27 protein-coding genes, 1 pseudogene and 1 riboswitch are annotated in these 24993 nt (G+C 62.1%); of the genes and pseudogenes, 11 read left to right on the top strand and 17 right to left on the bottom strand.

Going from position 1 to position 24993, the window contains the following annotated elements; genetic code table 11:
* Nucleotides 1–14: 14 nt before the first annotated feature.
* From AB7D48_RS07805 to AB7D48_RS07785, 5 genes are all read left to right on the top strand, one after another.
* Nucleotides 15–1865 (top strand): chloride channel protein, encoded by a 1851-nt coding sequence (locus tag AB7D48_RS07805; RefSeq protein WP_427977352.1) that lies wholly within the window; start codon nt 15–17, stop codon nt 1863–1865.
* Between the two features lie 12 nt (nt 1866–1877).
* On the top strand, nt 1878–2747 hold the full coding sequence (locus AB7D48_RS07800) for an NAD(P)-dependent oxidoreductase (protein ID WP_427977350.1): 870 nt from the start codon (nt 1878–1880) through the stop codon (nt 2745–2747).
* A 55-nt stretch (nt 2748–2802) separates the two neighbouring features.
* Nucleotides 2803–2867: riboswitch (Fluoride riboswitch) on the top strand.
* A gap of 60 nt (nt 2868–2927) precedes the next feature.
* On the top strand, nt 2928–3368 hold the full coding sequence (crcB, locus tag AB7D48_RS07795) for a fluoride efflux transporter CrcB (RefSeq protein ID WP_427977347.1): 441 nt from the start codon (nt 2928–2930) through the stop codon (nt 3366–3368).
* A gap of 12 nt (nt 3369–3380) precedes the next feature.
* Nucleotides 3381–4187 carry a universal stress protein gene (locus tag AB7D48_RS07790; RefSeq protein WP_427977344.1) on the top strand — a complete coding sequence of 269 codons (807 nt, stop codon included), beginning with the start codon at nt 3381–3383 and terminating at the stop codon, nt 4185–4187.
* A gap of 6 nt (nt 4188–4193) precedes the next feature.
* The gene (locus AB7D48_RS07785) at nt 4194–5468 is read left to right on the top strand and encodes a cation:proton antiporter (protein ID WP_427977342.1); all 1275 of its coding nucleotides are present in this window, start codon (nt 4194–4196) and stop codon (nt 5466–5468) included.
* 6 nt (nt 5469–5474) lie between these two features.
* Here the strand turns inward: AB7D48_RS07785 and AB7D48_RS07780 are convergent.
* The 4 genes and pseudogenes from AB7D48_RS07780 to mazG all read right to left on the bottom strand — a co-directional run bounded on the left by AB7D48_RS07780 (nt 5475) and on the right by mazG (nt 9629).
* Nucleotides 5475–6771, bottom strand: a pseudogene (locus tag AB7D48_RS07780) (O-acetylhomoserine aminocarboxypropyltransferase/cysteine synthase family protein).
* Nucleotides 6772–6857: 86 nt separating this feature from the next.
* Complete coding sequence (locus tag AB7D48_RS07775; protein ID WP_427977340.1) at nt 6858–8138, bottom strand: Nramp family divalent metal transporter; 1281 nt, start codon at nt 8136–8138, stop codon at nt 6858–6860.
* A gap of 109 nt (nt 8139–8247) precedes the next feature.
* The gene (locus tag AB7D48_RS07770) at nt 8248–8844 is read right to left on the bottom strand and encodes a carbonic anhydrase (RefSeq protein ID WP_427977337.1); all 597 of its coding nucleotides are present in this window, start codon (nt 8842–8844) and stop codon (nt 8248–8250) included.
* Nucleotides 8841–9629, bottom strand: coding sequence for a nucleoside triphosphate pyrophosphohydrolase (gene mazG / locus AB7D48_RS07765; protein ID WP_427977335.1), 789 nt, complete (start codon nt 9627–9629; stop codon nt 8841–8843). The genes AB7D48_RS07770 and mazG overlap by 4 nt, the downstream gene beginning before the upstream one ends.
* A gap of 28 nt (nt 9630–9657) precedes the next feature.
* On the opposite strand from mazG, the gene AB7D48_RS07760 reads away from it, so the two are divergent.
* Nucleotides 9658–10149: a glutathione peroxidase gene (locus AB7D48_RS07760; RefSeq protein WP_427977332.1), complete on the top strand. Its 492-nt coding sequence runs from the start codon at nt 9658–9660 to the stop codon at nt 10147–10149.
* Between the two features lie 36 nt (nt 10150–10185).
* Here AB7D48_RS07760 and AB7D48_RS07755 read toward each other — a convergent pair whose 3' ends face one another.
* Both AB7D48_RS07755 and recG read right to left on the bottom strand, forming a co-directional pair.
* Nucleotides 10186–10608 (bottom strand): NUDIX hydrolase, encoded by a 423-nt coding sequence (locus AB7D48_RS07755; RefSeq protein WP_427977329.1) that lies wholly within the window; start codon nt 10606–10608, stop codon nt 10186–10188.
* 6 nt (nt 10609–10614) lie between these two features.
* The gene (recG, locus tag AB7D48_RS07750; RefSeq protein WP_427977327.1) at nt 10615–12714 is read right to left on the bottom strand and encodes an ATP-dependent DNA helicase RecG; all 2100 of its coding nucleotides are present in this window, start codon (nt 12712–12714) and stop codon (nt 10615–10617) included.
* On the opposite strand from recG, the gene AB7D48_RS07745 reads away from it, so the two are divergent.
* Genes AB7D48_RS07745 through AB7D48_RS07735 form a run of 3 tightly spaced genes read left to right on the top strand, consistent with a single transcriptional unit; the run spans nt 12713 to nt 17217 of the window.
* On the top strand, nt 12713–12991 hold the full coding sequence (locus AB7D48_RS07745) for a succinate dehydrogenase assembly factor 2 (protein ID WP_427977324.1): 279 nt from the start codon (nt 12713–12715) through the stop codon (nt 12989–12991). The two genes, recG and AB7D48_RS07745, sit on opposite strands and share 2 nt — an antisense overlap.
* A complete protein-coding gene (gene mfd, locus AB7D48_RS07740; RefSeq protein WP_427977322.1) occupies nt 12988–16413 on the top strand; it encodes a transcription-repair coupling factor in 3426 nt (1141 codons plus the stop codon). Before AB7D48_RS07745 ends, mfd begins: the two co-directional genes overlap by 4 nt.
* An 18-nt stretch (nt 16414–16431) precedes the next feature.
* A complete protein-coding gene (locus tag AB7D48_RS07735) occupies nt 16432–17217 on the top strand; it encodes an SDR family NAD(P)-dependent oxidoreductase (RefSeq protein ID WP_427977319.1) in 786 nt (261 codons plus the stop codon).
* Between the two features lie 179 nt (nt 17218–17396).
* On the opposite strand, the gene AB7D48_RS07730 is transcribed toward AB7D48_RS07735, so the two are convergent.
* From AB7D48_RS07730 to ccmC, 11 genes are all read right to left on the bottom strand, one after another.
* Nucleotides 17397–17690: a hypothetical protein gene (locus AB7D48_RS07730; protein ID WP_427977317.1), complete on the bottom strand. Its 294-nt coding sequence runs from the start codon at nt 17688–17690 to the stop codon at nt 17397–17399.
* A 122-nt stretch (nt 17691–17812) separates the two neighbouring features.
* Nucleotides 17813–18145: a DMT family transporter gene (locus AB7D48_RS07725; RefSeq protein ID WP_427977315.1), complete on the bottom strand. Its 333-nt coding sequence runs from the start codon at nt 18143–18145 to the stop codon at nt 17813–17815.
* Entirely contained in the window at nt 18145–18297 is a 153-nt protein-coding gene (locus tag AB7D48_RS07720) for a DUF1674 domain-containing protein (RefSeq protein WP_427977313.1), read from the bottom strand. Before AB7D48_RS07720 ends, AB7D48_RS07725 begins: the two co-directional genes overlap by 1 nt.
* A gap of 82 nt (nt 18298–18379) precedes the next feature.
* Nucleotides 18380–18847 carry a hypothetical protein gene (locus AB7D48_RS07715; RefSeq protein ID WP_427977310.1) on the bottom strand — a complete coding sequence of 156 codons (468 nt, stop codon included), beginning with the start codon at nt 18845–18847 and terminating at the stop codon, nt 18380–18382.
* A 113-nt stretch (nt 18848–18960) separates the two neighbouring features.
* Nucleotides 18961–19587 (bottom strand): c-type cytochrome biogenesis protein CcmI, encoded by a 627-nt coding sequence (ccmI, locus tag AB7D48_RS07710; RefSeq protein ID WP_427977309.1) that lies wholly within the window; start codon nt 19585–19587, stop codon nt 18961–18963.
* Nucleotides 19584–20036 (bottom strand): cytochrome c-type biogenesis protein, encoded by a 453-nt coding sequence (locus tag AB7D48_RS07705; protein ID WP_427977306.1) that lies wholly within the window; start codon nt 20034–20036, stop codon nt 19584–19586. The genes ccmI and AB7D48_RS07705 overlap by 4 nt, the downstream gene beginning before the upstream one ends.
* Nucleotides 20033–20590: a DsbE family thiol:disulfide interchange protein gene (locus AB7D48_RS07700; RefSeq protein ID WP_427977303.1), complete on the bottom strand. Its 558-nt coding sequence runs from the start codon at nt 20588–20590 to the stop codon at nt 20033–20035. The genes AB7D48_RS07705 and AB7D48_RS07700 overlap by 4 nt, the downstream gene beginning before the upstream one ends.
* Nucleotides 20590–22554: a heme lyase CcmF/NrfE family subunit gene (locus AB7D48_RS07695; RefSeq protein WP_427977301.1), complete on the bottom strand. Its 1965-nt coding sequence runs from the start codon at nt 22552–22554 to the stop codon at nt 20590–20592. The genes AB7D48_RS07700 and AB7D48_RS07695 overlap by 1 nt, the downstream gene beginning before the upstream one ends.
* Complete coding sequence (ccmE, locus tag AB7D48_RS07690; protein WP_427977298.1) at nt 22551–23054, bottom strand: cytochrome c maturation protein CcmE; 504 nt, start codon at nt 23052–23054, stop codon at nt 22551–22553. Before ccmE ends, AB7D48_RS07695 begins: the two co-directional genes overlap by 4 nt.
* A gap of 1 nt (nt 23055) precedes the next feature.
* Nucleotides 23056–23205 carry a heme exporter protein CcmD gene (ccmD, locus tag AB7D48_RS07685; RefSeq protein ID WP_427977295.1) on the bottom strand — a complete coding sequence of 50 codons (150 nt, stop codon included), beginning with the start codon at nt 23203–23205 and terminating at the stop codon, nt 23056–23058.
* Nucleotides 23202–23978, bottom strand: coding sequence for a heme ABC transporter permease CcmC (gene ccmC / locus AB7D48_RS07680; RefSeq protein ID WP_427977293.1), 777 nt, complete (start codon nt 23976–23978; stop codon nt 23202–23204). Before ccmC ends, ccmD begins: the two co-directional genes overlap by 4 nt.
* Nucleotides 23979–24043: 65 nt before the next feature.
* Here ccmC and AB7D48_RS07675 point away from each other — a divergent pair, with 65 nt between their 5' ends.
* A complete protein-coding gene (locus tag AB7D48_RS07675) occupies nt 24044–24454 on the top strand; it encodes an EVE domain-containing protein (RefSeq protein WP_427977291.1) in 411 nt (136 codons plus the stop codon).
* Nucleotides 24451–24981: a peptide-methionine (S)-S-oxide reductase MsrA gene (msrA, locus tag AB7D48_RS07670; protein WP_427977289.1), complete on the top strand. Its 531-nt coding sequence runs from the start codon at nt 24451–24453 to the stop codon at nt 24979–24981. Before AB7D48_RS07675 ends, msrA begins: the two co-directional genes overlap by 4 nt.
* The last annotated feature ends 12 nt before the right edge of the window (nt 24982–24993 follow it).

The following is a 24993-nucleotide window of genomic DNA, read 5'->3' as shown; positions in this document are numbered from 1 at the left end:
GCAAGACAGCGGTAATGATTTTGTCAGGGGAGCTGATGCTGGAAAAAGACATATCCCAACATGCGGTCTTGGATGGAGGCCGCCCCCTGTCTCTGGTCACGCTGGCGTTTCTGGCCTTGGGGCTTGGCATTTTCACGGGGTGCGGCGCGGTTCTCTTCCGTGAGTTGATCGGCTTCATTCATAATCTCGCGTTTCTTGGCCGGTTTTCCTTTCACTACGATGCCAGCCTGTTCACGGCCGCCTCGCCCTGGGGGGCGGGTATCATTCTGGTGCCCATCATTGGGGGCCTGGTCGTGACGTTTCTGGTGGTCAATTTCGCGCCCGAGGCCCGTGGGCATGGCGTGCCAGAGGTGATGGACGCGATTTTCTATAAGGACGGCATTATCCGTCCCGTCGTCGCCGCCGTGAAATCGGTGGCTTCGGCCATCGCCATCGGCACCGGCGCCGCGGTAGGACGGGAAGGGCCGATCATTCAAATCGGCTCGGCCTTCGGCTCCACGCTGGGGCAGGTCATTCAGATGCCCTCTTACCAACGCATCATCCTGGTCGCGGCCGGGGCGGGCGCTGGCATCGCCGCCACGTTCAACACGCCGATTGGCGGCGTCATGTTCGCCCTGGAACTGATGCTGCCGGAAATCAGCGTCTCGTCCTTTTTGCCCGTGGCGTTGGCCACTGGCGCGGCCACCTTCGTGGGGCGGGCCTTGCTTGGCAGTCAGCCCGCCTTTTTCGTGCCGCCCTTGCCCCCCTTGGGCACGAATTTTCATGCGGTGGCGGATCTGCTGTTATTCGCGGTGCTGGGGGGCATCGTCGGCCTGGCGTCAGGCGGTTTCATCCGGGGATTGTATTTCTCCGAGGAGTTCTTCGAACGGATCGGCAATTCCTATCTGCGCCACATGCTTGGCATGCTCGGCATGGGGCTGCTCATTTACGGTTTTTTTGTCTTCACCGGGCATTATTATGTCGAGGGTGTCGGCTATGCGATGATCCAGGCGCTGCTGACCGGCCATCTCGCGCCGGGCGGCAGTCTGGCCTTGTTTTCCGGTTTTCTGGTCTTGCTCTTTGGCGCCAAGTTGCTCGCCACCTGCGCCTGCCTTGGTTCGGGGTCCTCGGGCGGGATATTCTCTCCCTCTCTGTTCATGGGCGCTGCTCTTGGCGGTGCTTTTGCCTCATTGCTGCAAATCCTGCACCTGACAGGCGCGGGCGATGTCACCAGCTTCGCCATGGTCGGCATGGCGGCCATGGTCGGCGGCGGTACCGGCGCGGTGATGACCGCCGTGACCATGATCTTCGAGATGACGCGCGATTATGGAATCGTCATGCCGATGATCATCGCGGTGGCGGTGGCGGTGGGCGTGCGCCGGCTGTTCGCGCCGGAGAGCCTATACACCATCAAGCTCGTCAAGCGTGGCCATTTCATCCCGAAGGCATTGCATGCCGATATGTTCCTGGTCCGCCAGGCGGCGGACATCATGGAGAGGGACATTCAGGTTCTGCCTGGCTCCACCCCCTTCGAGGCGCTGATCAGCGCGGAGGAGGAAACAGGGCGCATGCGCCATGTCGTGGTGACGGAAAATGGCCGTGTCACGGGCGTACTGCGTGTCAATATGGCGCTGCGCAAGGGCCTCGCGGAGGCCGAGCGGGGCCTGACTCTGGCGGCCCTGGCAAGCCGGCGTTTCGTCGTCGTCCACAAGGACGACATCGCACACCGCATCATTCGCCTGATGTGGATGCGCGGCGCGATCATGGCCGTGGTGACCGGCGGCGGCACGGCGGATGTGCGGGGAGCTGACGTGCTCGGCGTCATCACCAAGGAGCACGTGGCCGACAGCATGGCCAACGCCGTGGTCAATTTCGGGAATGAGTAAGGAGGCGGGAGCATGAAAATCGGTTTCGTGGGGCTGGGGCAGATGGGGCACGGCATGGCCGCCAATTTGATCAAGGCCGGGCACGAAGTGACCTTGTATAACCGCACGCGGGACAAGGCCATCGGACTTGATGCCCCCATTGCCGCCACGCCCGGCCAGGCCGCCGCCGGCAAGGAAGTGTTGTTCACCATGCTGGCGCATGACGCGGCGTTGGAGGCTGTGCTGCATGGGCCCGAAGGCGCCATGGCGCATCTGCCCACCGGGGCGGTGCATGTCTCCTGTAGCACCATCAGTGTCGCCACGGCCGAGGCCTTGACCCTGTCCCATTCCCAGGCACGCCAGAAATTCGTCTCGGCTCCCGTTTTTGGCCGGCCCGATGCCGCCGCCGCCGCGAAATTATTCATCGCCGCCGCCGGTGCGCCGGACGACATTGCCCGGGTCCAGCCCTTGTTCGATGTTCTGGGGCAGCGCAGCTTTGTTCTGGGCGAACAGCCTTCCCTCGCCAATCTCGTGAAGCTGAGCGGGAATTTTCTCATCGCTTCGGTGATCGAATCACTCGGCGAGGCCCTGGCGCTGGTGGCCAAGGGCGGGGTGGACAAGCGTGCCTATCTGGATTTGCTGACCTCAACCTTGTTCAATGCCCCCGTCTATAAGACCTATGGCGGCCTTATCGTGGAACAAGCCTTCGAACCGGCCGGTTTCGCCGCGCCCCTCGGGCAGAAGGACATCCGGCTGGTCCTTGCCGCGGCCGAGGCGCTGAATGTTCCCTTGCCTCTGGCCAGCCTGCTCAGGGACCGTTTTCTGACGTTGCTGGCCCAGGGTGGAGAGCACTTGGACTGGTCTGCCATTGGCCAGCTGCCCGCGAAGGATTCCGGCCAATAGAGCATCGCGCCATGCGGTTCTGGTCTTGAACAGCAAGGGTGAGATGGCTTAAAGGAGCCCCCATGGGGATGGAGTCCCCCAAAACCGCTCCCTTGGGGAGCTGATGACTCCTGCAGGCGTCATGCACTGCGGGAGTCGTTCGCCTCGGCTTCCGCTTTTTTGGAAGGAGATCAGGCGGAAATGCTTCAAACCCTATTTGTCGCGCTGGGTGGTGCCGTCGGCAGCGTCGGCCGTTACTGGTTTGCCATCGCCGCGGCTTCCATCAGCCGTAATCTGCCATGGGGTACGATCTGCCTTAATATCATCGGCTCTTTCGCCATCGGCTTTTTTGGCTCATTGACCCTCAGCCATGGGAAATTCCCGGTGCCGGAGCCGGCGCGTGTCTTCTTCATGGTTGGGGTGTGCGGCGGCTTCACCACATTTTCTTCCTTCAGCCTGCAAACGCTGGATCTGTTGCGCGGCGGTGCCGTGGGCCGGGCGCTGCTGAATGTCGGGTTGTCGGTGACCTTCTGCCTGCTGGCCGTCGCGGCGGGCTATGCGCTGGGGGCACATCTTGGCGCGGCGCCCGCCCAGCTCAGTCAAAGTGTTGCCCAAACCGCCATCGAAGAAGAAGCATCGTAAGGGGAGGCGCGCGTGACCCGCATATTGGTATTGCTCACCAGCCCGCTCACTGCCGGACCGGCCCTTTCCGCCACGGCCTGTTTCACGGCCCAGACGGGTCCGGCGGAAATCGAGCTGCTCTATCCCCGGCCGGAGACGGACCCGGATTTCATGCCGACCGAAGAGGTTTATACCGAGGCACAGCGCAAGGTTTTCGAAGCCGAGCAGGATAATCTGGTCAGTGCTCTCGCCCATGAAGCCGCCTCATGGCACAAGGCGGGGCTGCCGCCGCTGAAGCAGGTCAGGGGCAAAGTGCAGGATGTCGCGGCCCAGGCGGCGGAAAAGGCCGATATCGTGATCCTTGGGGCGCCGCATGGCGATGTTGAGGCGCGCGCCTTGCTTGAAACATTGCTGTTTCAGTGCATGAAGCCCGTTTTGCTGGTGCCGCGCACCATGCCGCGCAGTTTTGGCCAATGCATCGCCATCGCCTGGGAGGCGGGAAATGGCCCGGCCAAACGCGCCGTGGACGCGGTCAGCGCGCTGCTGCTGGCGGCGCCGCGTACCATTATCCTGATCGGCGATGAAGGCGCGCACTCATCCGCCCCGCCCGACAATCTGATGCAGATGCTGAGCAATGCCGGGCGGCCCGCTGGATTGCACCATTTCTCTCTGGCCAGCCGGCATATCGGGGAAGCGCTGTTGAGCGAGGCGCGTGAGGTTGGGGCCGATCTGTTGGTCATGGGCGCCTTCAGCCATGGCCGCCTGCGAGAATTTTGCTTTGGCGGCGCCACCATCGAGATCCTCAAGGATCTGGACATGCCTGTATTGATGCATCATTGAGGGTTTTTGCAATTTTCCTCCGGGATGGGGTGCCGTAACGCACGCCACCCGGCTATTCTGTCGCGCATGAATGGTTTCCTGACCTCGATGATCGACTTGATGATCGTCGCCATTGCCGTCGCGCTTATCGCTCACCGTCTTCGCTTGCCCTACACGGTCGGCCTCGTCATCGCCGGCATAGGCTTGGCGCTCAGCCCCATCCATCTGGGGGTGGTGCTGACCCAAACCATCATTTTCGAGATCATCCTGCCGCCGCTGCTTTTTGAGGCGGCCATCAACATCCAATGGAAGGATCTGCGTCAGGACGCGTTGCCCATTCTGACCCTGGCGATTCCAGGCACGATGATCGCCGCCGCCGTGGTGACCCTGGCCTTTCATTATCTCCTCGGCTGGCCCTTGCAGCCTGCCTTGATGTTTGGCGTACTGATCGCCGCGACAGATCCCGTCGCGGTGATCGCCATGTTCAAGGATAACGGCGTGCATGGCCGTTTGCGCCTGCTGGTGGAAAGCGAGAGCCTGCTGAATGACGGTGTGGCGGCGGTACTGTTCGCGCTGGTTCTGGCCTGGGTGCAGGCATCCGGCCAGTCCCATCTGGAAACCGGAGAGGTTGCCAGCCTGCTGGCCGTCACGGTCGGCGGTGGCATTCTGGCTGGCGCTGTCTGTGCCGGGCTCGCCATCATGCTGGTGCGGCGCACCTCGGACCATTTGGTGGAAAGCACGGTGACCACCGTTCTGGCTTATGGCTCTTTCCTGCTGGCCGAGCATTTTGAATGCTCGGGCGTTCTCGCCACCGTCACGGCCGGGCTGCTGATGGGCAATCTCGGTCTTGCGCCGGCGAGCAAATATGGCGGCTCGGTAACCGACAAGGGGCGTGAATTCACCCTGGCCTTGTGGGACTTCCTGGCCTTCATCGCCAATTCCTTCGTGTTCCTGCTCATCGGCATCACCGTGGCCGGCATTCCGTTCCATGAGCTAGGCAACAGGGCGCTGAGCTTCGACATCGTCATGGTGCTGATCAGCCGCGCGCTGACCATCTATCCGCTCTGCGTTTTGTTCCGGCGGTCGCGTTGGCGCATATCAGCGAAGTTCCAACATGTGCTCTGGTGGGGCGGGCTGCGCGGCGCCCTGGGGTTGGCGCTCGCGCTTTCATTGCCCGCGACGCTTGAGATGCGCAATCAGGTTCTGATCGCCACATTCGGCGTGGTGGTGTTTTCGGTGGTGGTGCAGGGGCTCACCATGCCCCTGCTGCTCAGGGCCATGGGCATTACCCAAAGCCGGTAAGACCCATCATGCCGCCGCGTCGAGCGCTTGTCCGAGATCGGCCAGAATATCGTCGATATGCTCGATGCCGATGGACAGTCTGACATAACCAGGCGTCACGCCAGTGGCGGCCTGGTCCTCGGGGCTGAGCTGGCTGTGCGTCGTGCTCGCGGGATGAATGGCCAGCGAGCGCGCATCGCCGATATTCGCCACATGGTAGAAGAGCTTCAAGGCCGAGATGAACCGCTTGCCAGCCTCGGCGCCGCCGGCCAGTTCAAAGCCCAGAAGGCCTCCCTTGCCACGTGCCAGATAGGTCTTCACCCGGTCGGCATCCTGCCCGGTGGCGAGGCTGGGGGTGAATGACCGTCGCCACCTCCTCGCGGCCTTGCAGGAACTTCACCACGGCCTCGGCATTTTCGGCATGGCGGGCGATACGCAGGGGCAGCGTTTCCAACCCCTGGATGAGTTGAAAGGCATTGAAGGGCGATAGCGCGGCCCCGAGATCCCTGAGCAGGACCACCCGCGCGCGAATGATATAGGCAATGGGGCCAAGCGGCTTCACCGCCTCGGTCCAGACCGCGCCATGATAGCTCGCGTCAGGTGTGTTCAGGAGAGGCTGGCGCCCGGGGTGGGCGGCCCAATCGAAATTGCCGCCATCGATCAACACGCCGCCGATCGAGGTGCCGTGCCCGCCAATATATTTGGTGGTGGAATAAATCACCACCGCCGCGCCATGCTCGAACGGCCGCGCCAGCAGCGGCGCCGCCGTATTGTCCATGATCAGCGGAATGCCCTGCTTGCGGCCGATCTGCGCCACTTCGGCGATGGGAAACACTCTCAGCTTCGGATTTGGCAGCGTCTCGGCATAATAAGCGCGGGTGCGCGCATCGGTGGCGTTGGCGAAGGCGTGCGGATCGGCCGGATCCACGAAGCGCACCTCCAGCCCCTGATCCTTCAGCGTATTGGCGAAGAGATTCCAGGTGCCGCCGTACAGATCCGTGGATGCGACGATATTGTCGCCCGCCCGCGCCAAATTCTGCACAGAGTAGGCCGAGGCCGCCTGGCCCGATGCCACCGCCAGCGCCGCCACGCCGCCTTCCAGCGCCGCCAGCCGTTTTTCCAGCACATCCGTCGTCGGGTTCATCATGCGGGTATAGATGTTCCCCATTTCCTTCAGCGCGAAGAGGTTGGCGGCCTGCTCGGGGCTGTCGAACTGATAAGAAGTGGTCTGGAAGACCGGCACCGCAACGGAATGTGTACCCGGGTCCGCGCGCCAGCCCGCATGCAGGGCAAGCGTTTCAGGATGAAGCGGGGGAGGGGCCATATGCGCGTCCTTCATGGTGTTGTCGTTGTCCATGAAGCATGGCATGCGCCTTGAAACTCTACAAGACACCTGGAGTTATGGCTACTTCACCCCAAGGTTTGCGCCAGCAGCACGGCGTTCAGCATTAAAATGATCCCCGTGCCGCCGATGGCGGCGCCATTCATCAGCCTGCCATTGGCGAAGCGGCCCATGATGTCATGGCGACGGGTAAACACCACCAGGGCGATCATCGGAACCGGCAAGGCGAAGGAGAGCACGACCTGACTGATCACCAGCGCCCGGGTGGCGTTCACGCCGAGCGCCACCACGATGAAGGCCGGAATCATCGTTACCAGACGGCGCAGCCAGACCGGTACGCTAAACCCCGCGAAACCTTGCATGATCGTTTGCCCCGCCATGGTGCCGACAGCGGAGGAGGACACCCCGGAGGCCATGAGCGAGACCAGGAACACCCCCGCGGCCGCCGGGCCCAGCAAGGGGGTAAGGGTGTGGTAGGCCGTCTGAATATCCGCAACATTCGCATGCCCGGCATGAAAGGCGGCGGCGGCGGTTATAACCATCGCCATGTTCACCAGCCCGGCCAGGCTCAAGGCGATCATCACCTCCCGGTTGGAAAACCGGAGCAAGGTGGCGCGCTCTCCGTCGCTGCGCGGTGGCACGCGATGCTGGGTCAGACTCGAATGCAAATAAAGCGCATGCGGCATCACCGTGGCGCCGACAATGCCAACGGCAATGGTCAGGGCTTCGCCATCGGGCATGCGTGGCAGCACGGCACCGGTGGTGGCCTCCCGCCAATTCACGGGGGCGATGAATAATTCCGCCACATAGCACATGGCAATGACAAGGACGAGCGCGCCGATGATCAACTCCATCGGCCGGAAACCGCGTCCTCCCAGAACCAGAATGAGATAAGTGACGATGGCGGTCACGGCCATGCCCGCCAGCAACGGTATATGGCAAAGCAATGAAAGCCCGAGCGCACCGCCCAGGAACTCCGCCAGATCCGTGGCCATCGCGGCCACCTCGCTGACGCCCCACATGACCAGAACCAGTGAGTGGGGCAGGTGAAGCCGGCATAATTCCGCCAGATTGCGCCCCGTGATCAGCCCCAACTTGGCCGAAAGCCCCTGGAAGAGCATGGCGATGAGATTGGCCAGCACCACCACCCAGAGCAAGGTATAGTTATAGCGCGCGCCAGCCTGGATGTTTGTGGCGAAATTGCCGGGATCCATATAGGCGATGGAAGAGATCAACGCTGGGCCGGCGAACAGCAAAGGGGTCGTCAACCCATGCCGGCGCCCCGCCAGAACAGCGCGTATTTTGTTTTCCGTCTTCTTGCTCAAGCCTGTCTGCGTATCGGCGTCCATGGCGGCCTCGCATCCCCGCTGCGCGCGATAAAACACCGCACGGAGTAAATGTAGCCAAGGCTACATTTATTGCAAGGGGCATGGTCTGGCATGCCTTCGCGCGTGAGGCTCAGACCATTTGCAGCGTCCCGGTTTCGACGCTGAAATGCAGCCCGGCCAAGGTCAGGCGGCCATCCAGCACACATTCCTTGATCCACGGAAAGGTCAGCAGATTGGCGAGCGACACCCGGATCGCCTCATGCTCGCAGGCGATGCAGCGTGCCTCGAAATCCGCCCCCGCCAATTCGGGAGAATCGCACACGCGCTGCCGCGCGGTTCCGGCGATGCCCATCCAGGAATCGATGAAGTCCCGGCTGCCTCCACCGGGGCCTTTCATCAGCGCCCGGATACCGCCACATCCGCTATGGCCCAGCACCACGATGGAACGCACCTTGAGCGCATTGACCGCGAATTCCAACGCCGCCGACGTGCCGTGCTTGTTTTCATCCGGTTCGTAGGGGGGCACCAGGGCGCTGACATTGCGCACCACGAAAATCTCGCCCGGCGTGCAGTCGAAGATCATTTCCGGAGACACGCGGGAATCCGAGCAGGCGATCACCATGGCCGGCGGCCTCTGCCCATCGCGCGCCAGGCTGGAATAAAGTTCCTGATGCTCCTGCCAATAGCCATTGCGAAACCGCTCATACCCTTCGAGCAGCGTTTTCATAACCCCTCCTTCTTGGCCTCGGCCCATAAGTTTTCCATCTCGTCCAATGTCGAGTCGACTGGCATTTTGCCCCGCGCGGCCAGCAACCCTTCCACCCGGCCAAACCGGCGCATGAATTTCTCGTTTGCCCCTTCCAGGCAGCTTTCCGCATCCTGGCTCAGTTTGCGAGCCAGATTGACCAACACGAAGAGCATGTCTCCCAACTCATCGGCCAGACGGTCCGGTTTCGCCTCGGCGAGTTCGGCTTTCAGCTCGGCGGTTTCCTCCGCCAGCTTCTCCAGCACCGCTTCCGCATCCGGCCAGTCGAATTTCACGCGCGCGGCCCGGCTGGTCAGTTTCTGGGCGCGTTTCAAGGCGGGCAGGGCCTCGGCCACGCCATCCAACGCGCCATGCTGGGCTCGTTTCGCGCGTTCCACGGCTTTCTGGCTTTCCCAGGCGGCGGTCTGCGCGGCGGCGGTACGGGCGGCCTCGTCGCCGAACACATGCGGGTGGCGGCGGACCATCTTGTCCTTGATCGTCATGGCCACGTCGTCGAACTTGAACCAGCCACGCTCCTCGGCCATGCGGGCGTGGTATACGACCTGGAACAGCAGATCCCCCAGCTCATCCTGCAACTGCGCCGGATCGCCGGAGGCGATGGCGGCGCGCACCTCATAGGCTTCCTCGATCGTGTAAGGCGCGATGGTGGAAAAATCCTGCTCCTTGTCCCAGGGGCAACCGGTTTTTGGATCGCGCAATGCCGCCATCACGTTGATGAGGGCCTGAATCGGTGCTTCATTCGGCATGATGGGGTTTTAGTTACCGGAAATGAAAATGGCCAGCGCCCACGATTTCAGTTTTACCACGCCGCAAGGTGCCCCTTATCCACTCAGTTCCCAGGCCGGGCGGCCCGTGCTGGTGGTCAACACCGCCAGTCGCTGCGGCTTTACCCCGCAATATGCCGGGTTGCAGCGCTTATGGAGGGAATATGCGCCGCGCGGCCTGATGGTGGTCGGGGTTCCGTGCAATGATTTCGGTGGGCAGGAGCCTGGGAGCGCGGAGGACATCGCCCAGTTCTGCCAAATGAATTATGGCGTGGACTTTCCCCTGATGTCCAAGGAGCATGCCATCGGGGAGGGGGCGCATCCGTTCTTCCGCTGGGTTGCGGCGGAAAAAGGCTTCCTCGCGCGGCCGCGCTGGAATTTCTACAAATATCTCATTGGCAAGGACGGCGCCTTGCTGGATTTCTTCATCTCCGCCACCAAGCCCGAATCAGGCCGGGTGAGCCGGGCGATCGAGAAAGCGCTCTCGGCTCCGGATCCATGACCGCCGGCTGATTGCCGTGGCGCGCAAGATGACCGCCTAAACCAGCCTGAACGCGGCCGCGACCACCCGCCGCGCCTCGCTCCATAACTCGTATCGATCGAACTCTTCCTGGCGGGCCCAAGCGACTTCCGACACATCGTCTCCGGCCCTTGCCTCGCCGCCCACATGGCGTGCCACGAAATCCAGGATCGTGTAATGAAACTCAATCCGCCCCTGGGCATCGCGGTGGATGGAATCGGCATATCCGGCCAAGCTCAGCGGTCCGCACTCCAAACCGGTTTCCTCGCGCAATTCCCGCCGCGCCGTCTCTTGCGCCGTCTCGCCCAGCTCTTGCTTACCGCCCGGCAAGGACCATAACCCCACTCCCGGTGGCTTGCCGCGGCGAACCAGCAAAACCTCGTTGTTCTTGATCAACACGATGCCGATGCCGACTTTCGGAGCGGTGGGATAAACGAACATGCTTCCTCACCCCGCATTCACGGTTTCGATCGCATCGCGCTGATCGAACAGATTGAGCAAAATCCGCAAAGCTTGGCCACGCTCGCCTTCCAGCCTGGGGTCGCGCTGAAGCGTCATCACGGCATCCTGCCGCGCCATGGTCAGCAGGTCGTCATTTTCCTCCGGGTTCGCCAACCGGTAACCTGGCAAGCCGGATTGCCTGGTGCCCAAATATTCTCCCGCGCCGCGCAGGTGAAAATCCTCATCCGAGATCAGAAACCCATCTTCGGTATCGCGCAAGATCGAAAGCCGCCTGCGGGCGGTTTCGCCAATTTTGTCGTCATGCAACAGCAGACAGAAACTTTTCGCCGCGCCGCGCCCCACGCGCCCGCGCAACTGATGCAGTTGCGCCAGTCCGAAACGTTCCGCGTGCTCGATGACCATCACATTCGCTTCCGGCACATCCACCCCCACTTCGATAATCGTCGTGGCAACGAGAATTGTCTTGTTTCCCGTGGCGAACGCTCCAAGAGCCGCATCGCGCTCGGCGCTGTTCATCTGGCCATGAGCCATTGTCACCGCCGCGCCGAATTTACGTTGCAGCTCCGCAAAGCGCAGCTCCGTCGCGGTGATGTCCAGCGTCTCGGACTCCGAAACCAGCGGGCATACCCAATAGACTCTGCCCCCCGCCGCGATCGCCCGCGCGATGGCCTCCTCCACCTTCGGCAGATCGGACACCCGATGCATGGTGGTGGTGATCCTCTGCCGCCCTCGCGGTTTTTCGGTGATACGGGAGACATCCATCTCCGCCCAATGGGTCAGCAGCAGCGTTCGTGGAATGGGCGTGGCCGTCATCACCAGCAAATCAACGGCTTCTCCCTTGCTTCCCAAGGCCAAACGCTGATCCACGCCAAAACGATGCTGCTCATCGATCACCGCGAAACCGAGATCCTGAAACGCCACGCTCTTCTGGAAAATCGCGTGCGTGCCGATGAGAATGGGAATTGACCCATCCTTCACCCCGGTCAGGATCTCCCGGCGTCCGGCGGCCTTCACGCTGCCGGTCAGCAGCGCCACCGGCACGGGAGAGAGTTTTTTGAAGGTGGCGAAATGCTGCTGGGCCAGAATTTCCGTGGGGGCCATCATCGCCGCCTGGGCACCGGCCTCCACCGCGCGCAGGCAAGCAAGCAAGGCCACCAATGTCTTGCCAGACCCAACATCGCCTTGCAGCAGCCGGCGCATCCGGTGCGGGGCGGCCATGTCCGCGTCGATCTCCGCCAGCGCCTGTAACTGCCCGGCCGTTGGTTCAAACCCGAATTTCCTCAGCGCCACGGCTTGCAGCCGCCCATCCCCGGGCATGGAGCGTCCAACCTGCCGGCGCCGGCGCCCGCGTACCAGCGCGAAGGCAATCTGGCGCGCCAGCAACTCGTCATAGGCTAGCCGTTCGCGCGGTTGGCGGTCCGGCACGTCCTTGGGGGCGTGCAGCGCGCGCAGGGCCGCGCCAAAGCTTGGCCAACCGCGCTTGGCCAGAATGGTTTTGTCCTGCCACTCGGGAAAATCCGGCAACCGCGCCAGCGCCCCCAGGGCGGTTCTGCGCATGGTGCGGGACGTGATGCCCGCCGTCAGCGGCCAGATGGGCTCGATCCACGGAAACGCGGCCTCCTGCGCGCTGCTCGTCACTTGGTCCGGGTGGGCCATCACCAGCCGGTCCTGAAACTGCTCCAGCCTTCCCGCGATGATCAGCCTCGCCCCCACCGGAAACTGCGACAGCCGGGCGGCATGAAACAGCACAATTTCGGCAAAGCCGGTGCCGTCTGTGACCACCACCCGCCAGGGCTGACCCTTGCGGGCCGGGTCCTCGTGGCGCACCACCTCCACCCGCAACGTGGCCACCTGCCCGGGCCGGGCCTCGGCCAGACAAGGCGTCACGCGCCGGTCGATAAACTCCACGGGTAGATGAAACAGCACATCGCGCACACTCTCCCCATCCACCAGTTTGTTCATCAGCGCCGAAAGCCTGGGGCCAAGACCCGGCAGGGTGGAAAGGGACGCACGCAGCGGCAGCAAAATTTCAGTCGTCACGGGCTTAACTCTTGGCCAAACCCAACCTATACCGCAAGCCGTCATGACCGAAGACCAGAACGTGTCCCTGGATACCCGCCGCAAACGGCTGCTCTACCGTGCCAATCATCGCGGCACCTACGAGAACGACCTGATGATCGGCGGTTTCGTGAAAGCTCGAATCGCCGCGATGTCCGAGCAGGAGCTGGACGAGATCGAGGCCGTGATGGAATTTCCCGATGCCGAGTTGGCGGACTGGCTGACCGGGCGCAAGCCTATCCCCGGCTATGCCGACAGCCCGATGCTGCGGCGTATCCGCGAAGCGGCGCTGGCGGGTAAATGATCCCCGTTTACGGCGCGCCGGAGGGGGTGGACGCGCTGGTTTTGGTCCGGCGCCTGGGCGAACATGACGGCCCGGTGCTGCATATCGCGCGCGACGATGCGCGCTTGGCGGCACTTGCCGAGGAAATCGCCTTTTTCAGGCCGGAGATCGAAGTCATTTCCTTTCCGGCCTGGGATTGCCTGCCTTACGACCGCGTGTCCCCCAATGGTGCCTTGGTGGCGGAACGCATCTCGGCCCTGAGCCGCTTGCAGGCGGAGCCGGGCAAGAAGCGCATCGTTCTCACCACGGTCAATGCCGCCTTGCAGAAGGTCGCCCCCCGTTCCGCTCTGGCCGGGGCTGGTCTGAGCCTCGCCAAGGGGGAGAGCGTATCGTTGAGCGATGTCGCAACCTTCCTGGAGGCCGATGGCTATCGCCGCACCGGCATGGTGATGGATGCGGGCGAATTCAGCCTGCGGGGCGGCATTCTCGACGTGTTCCCCGCCGGGGCCAGCGCGCCGGTACGCATCGACATGTTCGGCGACGAGATCGAGAGCTTGCGTCATTTCGACCCGGAGAGCCAACGCTCCGGTGAGCCGCTCTTGCGGTTGGACTTTCATCCCGCCTCGGAATTGCCGCTGGATTCCGCTTCCGTCGCTCGCTTTCGCACCAACTGGCGCGAGCTGTTCGGCCCCAAGGCGGTGGAGGATGCGCTCTATGTCTCCATCTCCGAGGGCAGGCGCCATCCCGGCGCGGAGCATTATTTGCCGCTCTTTACCGAGAGCATGGAGACGCTCTTCGATTATGTGCCGGGGGCTTGCGTCAGCCTTGATCATCAGGCGCAAGCGGCCATCGAGGCACGGTTGGAACTGATCGCCGACCATGATGCGCAGCGCCGTCTGCCGCCCCGCGCGGGCGAGCCGATCTTCCGGCCCATCCCATCCGGCATGCTTTATCTGGACCAGGAAGGCTGGGACGACGCCCTGGCCAAGGGGCCGTGCTTTGGCTTCTCGCCCTTCATCAAGCCGGATGGCGCCGCCCAGGGCATCGAGATTGGCGGGCGTCCAGCGCCGATCCTGACCGGCCAGCAGGTCGCGGCCTTCGAGGCGTTCGCCGAGCTGAAAACCAAATGGGCCAAATCCGAGCGCACCGTCATCCTCGCCGCCTGGAGCTTCGGCTCCCGCGAGCGTTTGACGCTGATGCTCAAGGAGCACGGCATCTCTCCGTCCCGCCCGGTGGTCTCGGCGGACGAAGCACGCGCTCTGCCCTCCGGCACCGTGGCGCTCGCCGTGCTGCCCCTGGAGCGTGGTTTTGTCACCGATCGTTTGGCCGTGGTGGCGGAGCAGGACTTGCTCGGCTCCCGCATCGCCCGTCCGCCAAAGCGCAAGAAGCGCGCCGATCAGTTCATCGCCGACGCGACCGAGATCGAGGCGGGCGATCTGGTCGTGCATCAAGATCATGGCATTGGCCGTTATGAGGGGTTGGAGACCGTTACCGTCAACGGCGCCGCGCATGATTGCCTGAAACTGATCTATGATGGCGGGGACAAATTATTCCTGCCCGTCGAAAATATCGATCTGCTCTCCCGCTTTGGCAATGAAGGGGATGGCGTCACGCTGGACAAGCTGGGCGGCGCCTCCTGGCAGGCCCGCAAGGCCAAGGCGAAGAACCGCATCCAGGACATGGCGGCGGGTCTTATCCGTCTGGCCGCCGAACGCCAGATGCGCGAAGCCCCGCTGCTTGCCGCCGATGACGGCGCGTTCGCCGAATTCTGCGCCCGCTTTCCCTATACCGAGACCGAGGATCAGGCGAAGGCCATCGCCGATGTGCTGGAGGATTTCGCCACGGGCCGGCCGATGGACCGGCTCATCTGCGGCGATGTCGGGTTCGGCAAGACAGAGGTGGCCTTGCGCGCCGCCTTCGTCGCCGCCATGGCGGGCTCCCAGGTGGCGGTGGTGGTGCCGACCACGCTGCTCGCTCGCCAGCATTTCCGTTCTTTCTCCGCCCGGTTCGCGGGGCTGCCCATCAAGGTGGCGCAGCTTTCCCGCCTTGTCACGGCCAAGGAAGCGACGCAGGTCAAGGCCGGCCTCGCGGATGGCTCGGTGAGCATCGTTGTCGGCACCCATGCGGTGATGGCCCAGGGCATCTCCTTCTCCGATCTCGGGCTGTTGATCGTGGATGAGGAGCAGCATTTCGGCGTGAAGCATAAGGAACGGCTGAAAGAGCTGAAGGCCGACGTGCATGTGCTAACATTGACGGCCACCCCCATCCCGCGGACCTTGCAGCTAGCCCTCACAGGCGTGCGCGATCTCTCCCTCATCACGACCCCGCCGGTGGACCGTCTGGCCGTGCGGACCTTCATCATGCCGTTCGACAGCCTGGTGATCAAGGAAGCCATCGCCCGCGAGAAATTCCGTGGCGGGCAGATTTTCTGTGTCGTGCCGCGCATTGAAGATCTGGACCCCATGGCTGCCCGTCTGCGCGAAATCGTGCCGGAGATCCGCACCGTGATGGCGCATGGCCGGCTGGCACCGAGCGAGCTTGAACGGGTGATGACGGAATTTGGCGAGGGCAAATACGATATTCTGCTGGCCACCAACATTGTCGAGAGCGGACTGGATATGCCCGCCGTGAACACGCTCATTGTCTACCGCGCGGACATGTTCGGCCTCGCCGGTCTGTACCAGCTTCGCGGCCGCGTGGGGCGTGGCAAGCAGCGTGGCTATGCGTATCTGACCTGGCCCCCGCATCACCGCTTGTCCGCCGCGTCGGAAAAACGGCTGGAAGTGATGCAGACGCTGGATACGCTGGGGGCTGGTTTTACCCTGGCGTCTCACGATCTCGACCTGCGTGGGGCGGGCAATCTGCTCGGCAATGAGCAATCCGGCCATATCCGCGAGGTCGGCATCGAGCTGTATCAACAGATGCTGGAAGACGCGGTCAACGATCTGCGCGCCCAGAACAAGCAGGCCCAGAAGATCGAGCGTGACTGGACGCCCAACATCAATCTCGGCCTGCCGGTGCTCATCCCCGAAACCTATGTCGCGGATCTGCCTGTCCGGCTTGGTCTCTATCGGCGCATCAGCGCCCTGGCCTCGGATGCCGAAAGCGAGGCCCTGGCCGCCGAACTGGTGGACCGTTTCGGCCCCATCCCGTCCGAGGTGGAAAATCTGCTCTCCATCGTGGCGCTCAAGCGCGCTTGCCGCGAGGCGAATGTCGAGAAGCTGGATGCCGGGCCGAAAGGCATGGTGGTGAGTTTCCGCAAGAATGATTTTGCCAACCCCGCCGGGTTGATCCGATGGATCGGCACCAAGGGCGGCCTCGTGAAGCTCCGCCCGGACCAGAAATTGTCCCTGGTGCGGGAGATGGATGTCGCCACGCGCATGGCCTTCGCGCGGGACCTTCTTGGAAATCTTGCCAGGATCGCCAAATCACCAGCATCCTGAGCATAAAGGAGCGATATCATGGATCTCGGATTGAAGGGAAAGCTGGCACTGGTTTCGGGCAGCACCGCGGGCATTGGCCATGCCATCGCGGCGCGGCTGGCGGCGGAAGGCGCGCGCGTGATCGTGAATGGCCGCCGCCAGGAGGCGGTGGACGAAGCCGCCGCCGCCATCGAGCCTGGAATGGGCGGCGAGGTTCTGGGGTTCGCGGGCGATCTCACCCGCCCGGACGTGGCCGAGGCGCTGGTCGAGCGTTTTCCAGATATTCAGGTGCTGGTGAATAATCTGGGTATTTTCGAACCCAAGCCCTTTGAGGAAATCCCCGATGAGGATTGGCGCCGCTTTTTCGAGGTGAATGTGCTCTCCGGCGCCCGGCTGGCGCGTCTGGTCCTCCCCGCCATGAAGGCGGCCAATTGGGGGCGAATCATCTTCATTTCCTCCGAGAGCGCCATTCAGATCCCGGTGGAAATGATCCATTACGGCATGACCAAGGCCGCCGAGATCGCCGTTGCGCGTGGCTTGGCGGAATCGGTGGCTGGCACGGGCATCACCGTGAACAGCGTGTTGCCCGGCCCCACCCGTTCACGCGGGGTGGATGAATTTATCCGGCAGCTCTCCGGTGGTCAGAGCTTCGAGGATTTTCAGGACGATTTTTTTCGTACCGCGCGGCCCAGCTCGGTCATCAAGCGTTTCGCCTCCACGGAGGAAGTGGCCGCCATGGTCGCCTATGTGGCCAGCACAGCGGCCTCCGCCACCACTGGGGCCGCCTTGCGGGTGGATGGCGGGGTCGTCCGGAGCGCTTTTTAGCGCCTGAAAACAGTTTGTCCTCAAGCCCCTCTCCGGCGCTTCGGGCGGATTGGGCCGGTTGCTAAAAAGGTCCAACTTTTGGGGCGTTTTTTGTAAAACGCCCCAAATCCTGGACAACATCTAGGCGTTCCAATCGGTTGCTTGGACAAGACCGAAGCCCAAGAGACGGATTTTCACTTCTACAATGTTTTCCAGTAAGCGGCGGCGCAGCTCACGGCGGAAGGGGTATCGGGATGGTCCTGAGCCTGCTTCGCGGCCTCGCCATCGCCCGTGGCAAAGCTCTGCCCGACGGAATTGATCACATCATGCACCGGGCCGGAGTTGGTTCCGGTGATGTTCTGCGCGGTCTGGCTGACATTATGCTTTTCCAGCGCCTGGCAGACATTGGCGCTGCCGCCAGCGGCCATCGGCACGATGAAAAACACCGCAACCGCAATGACGATGACACCGATGATAGCGATCCCTGATTTCATTCCTGTTCCCCAAATTGTTGAAGATCCCTTTCCAAGCAATTGCTTTTCCAGGCACCTGAAGGCGATTTGGGGCGGGTTTCCCGTTCCGCAAATAAAATCGGCTTAAGCCTATGGTTAACTGCTCAGCGCACGGCCATTTTCGAGAAAAGATTGATCACCAGAACCCCGGCCATGATCAGCGCCAACCCGAAAATCCCTGGCAGGTCAACCGCTTGGCGGTAATAGAAATACCCCACCGCCACGATCAACACGATGCCGAACCCGCACCAGAGCGCATAGGCGTAGCCAAGAGGCATCAGCTTCACCACCTGGGCAAGCGTGAAAAAACTGATGCAATAGCCGAGAATCACCACAGCCGAGGGCAGGGGGCGGGTGAAACCGTCGCATAGTTTGAGCGCGGAGGTCGCTGTGACCTCACTGACAATGGCGATGGCCAGGAGCAGATAGGCCACCATCAGAAGTCAGAGCAGCGGCCGTTTTTTTCCCAGTCACCGTAGCGGGTGGGCTCTGGTCCCTTTGGCCCGCCGATTTCCTTCGGCGGTTGGCGCGTATCCGGCTTCAGCGTCACGGCGGGTTCAGGTTTGGCGGTTTCGGTTTTATCTTCCATGGGCGGAGTTTACGCCCAAAAACCGGGAAGGAAAGTAGGGCCCGTTTAACTTTGAAGCCAATCAAACGGGCTGATTTGAAGATCAGCTATCTGTAAATACTTTTGGTTCAAGTTCAGTTGCGACCTTGTCCCAGTCTGGTTCCTTGAAATTAGAGATGGCCGCGTAATAATCTATCGTTTCGTCAATACCGAGAGTCACCGGAAAATTTCTATAAAGCGCTGGATTCAACGTCTGCGGGTTCACAAAACCACCAAGGAAATTAGCGAATGCGCCCATGAACGGAATGAGCCTGCCCTCGGTGCCGCCTAAAATCGCGGTTTTGCCGAAATGCCAGGTTTCGTTCCAATGCGCCGATGTATATGAAATAGATTGCCGTTTTGTGTTATTGACGTTGGCGATGACAAACCGCGCCGTTTGTTCGCTCGCGGGCTGTTTGTAGCGCATAAGCCAGCCATTCACCTTATTTACGGCGATACCGTAATAATCGGATGAGCCCTTCGTCGCTTGGTCGATACGCTCTCGGGGTGTCTTGTCGTTTCCGTTACACATCCAGCACAGCCTCCTCGTGGTTTTGATGATATCGGCCAGACATCACAACCTCTGATTTAGAACGATTGGGCCTTTTCGTCGATGTTCAACAAGCCATCAATTGCCATATCGTTCTATTGCTGCCCTTGCGTCTTCGCCTGCATCAGCCGTTGCTCGTCGATCTGCCGCCAGGAGGCTCCCTCCGGAGCATCGGCGAGAGATTGCTTGAACAGCGACAAAGCCTCGGGCGTAATGCCGCCCGCCTGTTCGGTCAGCGCCTCGGCCAGATAAGCCTGCCCTTGGCTGGCATCGGCCGAGTTGGGCTCGACCTTGGCCAGATGCGCGCGCAACAGCGCGATGATCTGTTCAAGCCGTTGCGCCGCCGCTTTCTGCTGGGCCTCCCAGCGCGCATGCGGTTCGGAAGGCACGTACCAGCTATTGTCTGGCCAATAGAGAGCAAATCCGCCGATTGGCAGAGCGGCCAGCAGCATGATCAGCAGCAGCTTGGCGCTGCCGCCGGTGGGCTGAACAGGCAAGGCATCGGCAGCCAGCAGCCGCCGCTCGATCTCCAGCCGCGCGCCCGCATGCTCCGCGATGTCGATGCGCCCATCCTCAAGATCCCGGTCCAACTCGGTGAGTTGGGCCCGGTGAAGAGCCATCGCGGCGTCGCGCCGTTCGCGCAGCTTGCGCGGTTGATGAAAAACGAGCAGCAGCGGCAGGGTCAGTATCAGGGCCAGCACCGCCATCAGGATCAAGGTCATTTCAGCAACTCATCCAGCCGGGCCTGTTCGGCCTCGTTTAAGGGGGCCACGGGCTGGCCGCGGCCGCGCCGGCTCATCCAAAAGACCAGGAAACCAACAATCAGGGCCACGAAGGGCGAGGCATAAAGCAGCCAGGTCAATGGTGAGACAGGTGGTTTCAGAAGCACGAAAATACCATAGCGCTTCACCATGTAATCCATGATCTGCTTGTCCGGCGCGCCCTTTGCCACTTGCTGGCGGATGATTCCACGCAATTGCTTGGCCAATCCAGCCGAAGATTCCTCGATGCTTTCATTCTGGCAGACCAGGCAGCGCAATTGATCGCCAATGGCCTCGGCTCTGTTCTCCTGCGCCTGGGTCAGGGTCACGCCGTCTCGCGCCACCATGTCCTGTGCCAGGGCGAAGCCGGGAACCAGCAGCAGAATGAGCAGAAAACGCGGAATCCTCATGAATATTGCCTGAATAGCGGCATGATCTCGCGGTCCAGAACCATTTTGGTCAAGGCGCCAGCATAACGCAGCCGCACGATGCCGGTTTTGTCGATGAAATAGGTCTCCGGCACGCCGTAAACCCCCCAATTGATGGCGGTCAGGCCTGATTCGTCGCTGGCGACGCGGCGGTAGGGATTGCCATAGGCTTTCAGATAAGCAGCCAGATCGTCTGGATGGTCCTGATAGGCGATTCCCCAGATGGTCATTCCGGAATCGGCCAATTGCCTCAATATCGGCGCTTCCTCCCGGCAGGGAGCGCACCAGGAGGCAAACCAGTTCACCAGCATCGGTTTCGCGGGACTCAGCAGATCTGTGTTGGAGAATCCCTGGCTCCCATCCGCACCGGGAAGGGTGAAAGCGGGGGGGCGTTTGCCGATCAAGGGTGAAGGCAAGGCATGCGGATTATACTCGTCATCCTGCATGCGGCGCAGAATGGTGTAAAATCCAGCTCCGCCCGCCACGGCCACGGCCAGGGGCACTCCAAACAGCAGACGCCGGCGCAAGGGAGACATTAAACAGCCGCCCTGCCGCCGGGAACCCGCTTGCGAAACGGCGCGCCGACACGCAAGCGCCGGTCGGACAAAGAGCAAAAACCGCCCAGCGCCATGATCAGCCCACCAAACCAGATTTCCGGCGCGCCCGGATGACGGTTCAGGCGCAATTCAGCCCCGCCATCATGTTCATCGGCGAAGACCGCGTATACATCCTGAAACCCATTGGTGCGGATGGCCGCGTCACTGGTGATGGTGTGCTGCGCGGTGAAAAATCTGCGGCTGGGATGCAGGGTCATGACGGTGCGGCCATGATTGCTGACCACCACATCCGCCACGCGCTGGGAATAATTCGGCCCCGGCGCGTCATGAATATCCTTCAGTGTCCAGCTATAGCCGCCAAGCTCGGTGGATTGGCCAGGCTGAAGTACGATGACTTTCTGCGTGGCGAGAGTCATCGCCGCGATGCCGATCACCGACACACCGAAGCCGATATGCCCCAGCGCCGCGCCGATGGATGCTCGCGGCAAGGAGAACAACCGCGTCAATGCCTGGCCCGGTGGCCCGCGGAACAGCCTGATACGGCCAGCCAGATCCGTCAGGGCGGACATGATCACCCAGGCACCGCCGGCCAGCCCCAGGGCGGCTATCAGATGCCTGGTTGCGGCGAGGCTGATAAATACCAGCACGGCAACCGCCCCGGCGAGCCAGAGGCGCTGCAACACCGGCAACAAGTCGGCGCGTTTCCAGGGCAGCATCGGCCCCACCCCCATCGCCAGAATGATCGGTCCGGCCAGCGGCAGCACCGTCTGATTGAAGAAGGGCGCGCCGACGGAAAGCTGAATGCCAAACAGCAGATCGGCAAAGGGAGGATAGAGCGTGCCGGTAAACACCACCGCCGCGATGGCGCACAGGAAGATATTGTTCAGGATCAAAGCGCTTTCCCGGCTGATCGGGGCATAAATGCCACTGGCCGCCAGCACCGGCGCGCGAACGGCGAAAAGCAGCAGCGATCCGCCAATGGTGATGGCCAGCAGCACCAGGATGAACAGCCCCTGGTCCGGCGCCGCCGCGAAACTATGCACGGAGTTCAGAATGCCCGAGCGCACCAGGAACGTGCCGGAAAGCGAGAGCGAGAAGGTTGCGATCGCCAGCAGCACCGTCCAGGCCTTCAGCGCCTCGCGCTTCTCGACAACGATGGCGCAATGCAGGAGCGCCGTGCCGGTAAGCCACGGCAGAAGCGCTGCATTTTCCACCGGATCCCAGAACCAAAACCCGCCCCAGCCCAACGTGTAATAGGACCACCAGCTTCCCAGCGTTATGCCGCCGGTCAGGAAGCACCAGGAGAGCAACGCCCAGGGCCTTACCCAGCGGCCCCAGGCGGCGTCGATCCGCCCTTCGATCAGCGCCGCGATGGCGAAGGCAAAGGCAACCGAAAAGCCGACATAGCCCGTGTAGAGAACCGGAGGATGGAAGGCGAGGCCAGGGTCCTGCAAAATCGGGTTCATGCCCGCTCCGTTCGCCGGCGGCGGCCAGATGCGGGTGAAGGGATCGGACACCGCCAGGGTGAACAGCAGAAACCCGCAGGAAACCAGCCCCAGCACGCCCAGCACGCGTGCGCGCAAGGAGGCGGGCAATTGCCGCCCACCCACCGCCACGGCCGCGCCGCAGAGCGAGAGAATCAGGCACCAGAGCAGGATCGAACCGTCGTGATTGCCCCATACGCCAGTGATCCGATAGAGCAGCGGCGTGGCCGAGGAGGAGAAATCGGCGATATTCTCGACCGTGAAATCCGATACCACCCCGGCCCAGACCAGGGCCAGGAAAGAGAGCAGGATCGCGGTGAAATGCAGCAATGTCAACACGGGCGCGGCGGCCAGGGCGCGTGGGTCCCGCAGCGTGGGGCCCGCGATGCCGACCACCCCTTGCGCGCAGGCGATCGCCACCGCCATGGCCAGACAGAAATGGCCGAGTTCGGGAATCATGTGTTGCCCTTTACCTTCATATCGTCCCAGGCGCTGGCATTTGGCGGCGGGCCAAAACGCGGATCCCATTTGCCGCTTTCCTTCAACGCCTGTTCGACATCCTTGGGCATATAATCCGCCCCATGCTTGGCCAGCACCTCATCGGCCACGAAGCCTCCACCTGGCCTCATTGACCCGATGGCCACAACCCCTTGCCCCTCGCGGAACAGATCCGGCAACACGCCGGTGAAAGCCACCCGCACCGCCGCGCGCCCATCGGTCACGGCGAAATGCGTGGTCGGTATGCCATTGGTCACGCTGGTGGAAACGGTGCCCACTTCGACGATTCCGCCCAGCCGGAAGCTTCGCCCTGGCGGCGGCGGCTTGGCCTCCACCTGCCGGGGAGAGAGAAAATAAGTGAGGGAGGATGAAAAAGCCGCCAGCCCAAGCGCCACCGCGCCGCCCAGGCAGACAAGACAGGCCAGCACCAGATAGAGCCGCCGCCGCTTGGGGGTGCGCATGCTAAAGCTGCTCGGCCTGGGCAAGGCGTCGGCGGGCGCGGCGATAGCGCGCATAGGTCAGCCACGCCACACCCGCCAGCAAGATCACCGTGACACCGTAAGCCCCGTTGACGAAGGGCCAGACATTAATGGGTTGCACGGCCGGGTTCATGGCTCACACTCCGCCGAGGCACGCAACAAGGCCGCGATCTTGCGCTCCGAAATCGCCGCCGACATGCGCGCCACCACTAATGTAACGAAGGTGAGGTAAAACCCCACCGAGGCGATCAGCAGTGGATAGAGCATGGTGATATAGATTTTCGACCCACCCGTTATGGAGATGGTGTTACCCTGGTGCAGGGTGTTCCACCATTGCACGGAGAATATGATGATGGGCAGATTCACCGCCCCAGCCAGGGCCAGGATGGCCGCGGCGCGATAAGCATGGGTCTTGTTATCGAAGGCCCGAATAAGCGCGATATGGCCAAGATAAAGAAAAAACAGGATCAGCACGGAGGTCAGCCGGGCATCCCATACCCAATAGGCTCCCCACATCGGCTTGCCCCAGAGGGAGCCTGAGATCAGGCACATCGCGGTGAAGACGGCACCGACAGGGCCGATTTCCTCCGCCGCGATGTCCGCCAGCGGATGGCGCCAGACAAGAGACAAGAAGGAGCAAACCGCCAGCGCGGCATAGCCGGCCATGGCCACCCAGGCGGCGGGCACATGCACATACATGATGCGCGAGGCGTCTCCCTGCTGCCAGTCCGCCGGGGCGAACCAATAACCCCACACGATGCCAGTCACGGTCAGAATAAGCGAAAACGCCGTGAGCCAGGGCAGGGTCGGGCGCGCGACGCGCTGAAACCGCCCAGGATTGGCGAGATAATGAAACCATCCACCGCTTCGGGCTGTTCTGGCTGGAGACAGGACGTTTTCCTTCATGCGCGCAACTTATGTCAGCGTGCGGTAAATTTGAAGCGGTGTGAAAATTGGTTACAGTTCTTGGCATGAGCTATTGGCTGATCAAATCCGAACCAGACGCGTTTTCCTGGGATGAACAGGTCAAGAACGGCGTCGAGCCCTGGACGGGCGTGCGCAACCATCTCGCCAAACGGCATCTCAAGGAGATGCGCAAGGGCGACCGGGCCTTTTTCTACCATTCCAATGTCGGCAAGGAGATTGTCGGCATCGTGGAGGTGGCGCGGGAAGCCTACCCGGACCCGACGGCCGAAAGCGGGGACTGGGTCTGTGTGGACATGAAAGCCATCGAGACCCTGGCCAAGCCGGTCACGCTCGCGGCGATCAAGGCGGATCCGAGATTCAAGGAACTCGCCTTGGTGAAATATTCGCGCCTGTCGGTTTCCCCGGTCGACGCCGCGCACTGGGAGATGCTCTGTGAGATGGGAGGCCTAAAATGAGTGAGTCGGCGATCCTGGCCGGGGGCTGCTTCTGGTGTCTGGAGGCAGCCTATGACGAGTTGGAGGGGGTGGAAAAAGTGCAGTCCGGCTATGTCGGTGGGCATGTGGAGAATCCCAGCTACAAGCAAATCTGCACCGGCACCACCGGCCATGCCGAGGCTGTGAGGGTGGATTATGACCCTTCGGTGATTTCCTACGAGGATCTGCTGCGGGTGTTCTTCACGATCCACGACCCCACGATGCTGAATCGGCAGGGCAATGATATCGGCCCGCAATATCGCTCGGCCATCTTTTATACCACGCCAGCACAGCAAGCCGCGGCCAAGGCGGCGGTTGCGGAATTTACCACCGTCTGGGGCAAGATCGTCACCGAGATCACGCCGTTGAGCATGTTTTGGCCGGCCGAGCCCGAGCATGAGGATTATTTCGTGCGCAATCCCTGGTCCGGCTATTGCCAGGCGGTGATCGCCCCGAAAATCGCCAAGCTGCGCAAGGGCTTCAGGGACAGGCTGAAAAAACACGCCTGACCGACATTTCCA

It is taken from the genome of Acidocella sp., from assembly GCF_050253495.1.
Lineage (GTDB): Bacteria > Pseudomonadota > Alphaproteobacteria > Acetobacterales > Acetobacteraceae > Acidocella.
The sequence above is the reverse complement of the archived record's forward strand: the minus strand, read 5'-3'. Positions and strand labels throughout refer to the sequence as shown.

Bases quoted from the DNA above. Each gene is read 5' to 3' on its own strand.
- AB7D48_RS07805 (WP_427977352.1), top strand. From the start codon at position 15: ATGATTTTGTCAGGGGAGCTGATGCTGGAAAAAGACATATCCCAACAT.
- AB7D48_RS07800 (WP_427977350.1), top strand. From the start codon at position 1,878: ATGAAAATCGGTTTCGTGGGGCTGGGGCAGATGGGGCACGGCATGGCC.
- crcB (WP_427977347.1), top strand. From the start codon at position 2,928: ATGCTTCAAACCCTATTTGTCGCGCTGGGTGGTGCCGTCGGCAGCGTC.
- AB7D48_RS07775 (WP_427977340.1), bottom strand. From the start codon at position 8,138: ATGGACGCCGATACGCAGACAGGCTTGAGCAAGAAGACGGAAAACAAA.
- AB7D48_RS07770 (WP_427977337.1), bottom strand. From the start codon at position 8,844: ATGAAAACGCTGCTCGAAGGGTATGAGCGGTTTCGCAATGGCTATTGG.
- mazG (WP_427977335.1), bottom strand. From the start codon at position 9,629: ATGCCGAATGAAGCACCGATTCAGGCCCTCATCAACGTGATGGCGGCA.
- AB7D48_RS07760 (WP_427977332.1), top strand. From the start codon at position 9,658: ATGGCCAGCGCCCACGATTTCAGTTTTACCACGCCGCAAGGTGCCCCT.
- AB7D48_RS07755 (WP_427977329.1), bottom strand. From the start codon at position 10,608: ATGTTCGTTTATCCCACCGCTCCGAAAGTCGGCATCGGCATCGTGTTG.
- AB7D48_RS07745 (WP_427977324.1), top strand. From the start codon at position 12,713: ATGACCGAAGACCAGAACGTGTCCCTGGATACCCGCCGCAAACGGCTG.
- recG (WP_427977327.1), bottom strand. From the start codon at position 12,714: ATGACGGCTTGCGGTATAGGTTGGGTTTGGCCAAGAGTTAAGCCCGTG.
- mfd (WP_427977322.1), top strand. From the start codon at position 12,988: ATGATCCCCGTTTACGGCGCGCCGGAGGGGGTGGACGCGCTGGTTTTG.
- AB7D48_RS07735 (WP_427977319.1), top strand. From the start codon at position 16,432: ATGGATCTCGGATTGAAGGGAAAGCTGGCACTGGTTTCGGGCAGCACC.
- AB7D48_RS07730 (WP_427977317.1), bottom strand. From the start codon at position 17,690: ATGAAATCAGGGATCGCTATCATCGGTGTCATCGTCATTGCGGTTGCG.
- AB7D48_RS07725 (WP_427977315.1), bottom strand. From the start codon at position 18,145: ATGGTGGCCTATCTGCTCCTGGCCATCGCCATTGTCAGTGAGGTCACA.
- AB7D48_RS07720 (WP_427977313.1), bottom strand. From the start codon at position 18,297: ATGGAAGATAAAACCGAAACCGCCAAACCTGAACCCGCCGTGACGCTG.
- AB7D48_RS07715 (WP_427977310.1), bottom strand. From the start codon at position 18,847: ATGTGTAACGGAAACGACAAGACACCCCGAGAGCGTATCGACCAAGCG.
- ccmI (WP_427977309.1), bottom strand. From the start codon at position 19,587: ATGACCTTGATCCTGATGGCGGTGCTGGCCCTGATACTGACCCTGCCG.
- AB7D48_RS07705 (WP_427977306.1), bottom strand. From the start codon at position 20,036: ATGAGGATTCCGCGTTTTCTGCTCATTCTGCTGCTGGTTCCCGGCTTC.
- AB7D48_RS07700 (WP_427977303.1), bottom strand. From the start codon at position 20,590: ATGTCTCCCTTGCGCCGGCGTCTGCTGTTTGGAGTGCCCCTGGCCGTG.
- AB7D48_RS07695 (WP_427977301.1), bottom strand. From the start codon at position 22,554: ATGATTCCCGAACTCGGCCATTTCTGTCTGGCCATGGCGGTGGCGATC.
- ccmE (WP_427977298.1), bottom strand. From the start codon at position 23,054: ATGCGCACCCCCAAGCGGCGGCGGCTCTATCTGGTGCTGGCCTGTCTT.
- ccmD (WP_427977295.1), bottom strand. From the start codon at position 23,205: ATGAACCCGGCCGTGCAACCCATTAATGTCTGGCCCTTCGTCAACGGG.
- ccmC (WP_427977293.1), bottom strand. From the start codon at position 23,978: ATGAAGGAAAACGTCCTGTCTCCAGCCAGAACAGCCCGAAGCGGTGGA.
- AB7D48_RS07675 (WP_427977291.1), top strand. From the start codon at position 24,044: ATGAGCTATTGGCTGATCAAATCCGAACCAGACGCGTTTTCCTGGGAT.
- msrA (WP_427977289.1), top strand. From the start codon at position 24,451: ATGAGTGAGTCGGCGATCCTGGCCGGGGGCTGCTTCTGGTGTCTGGAG.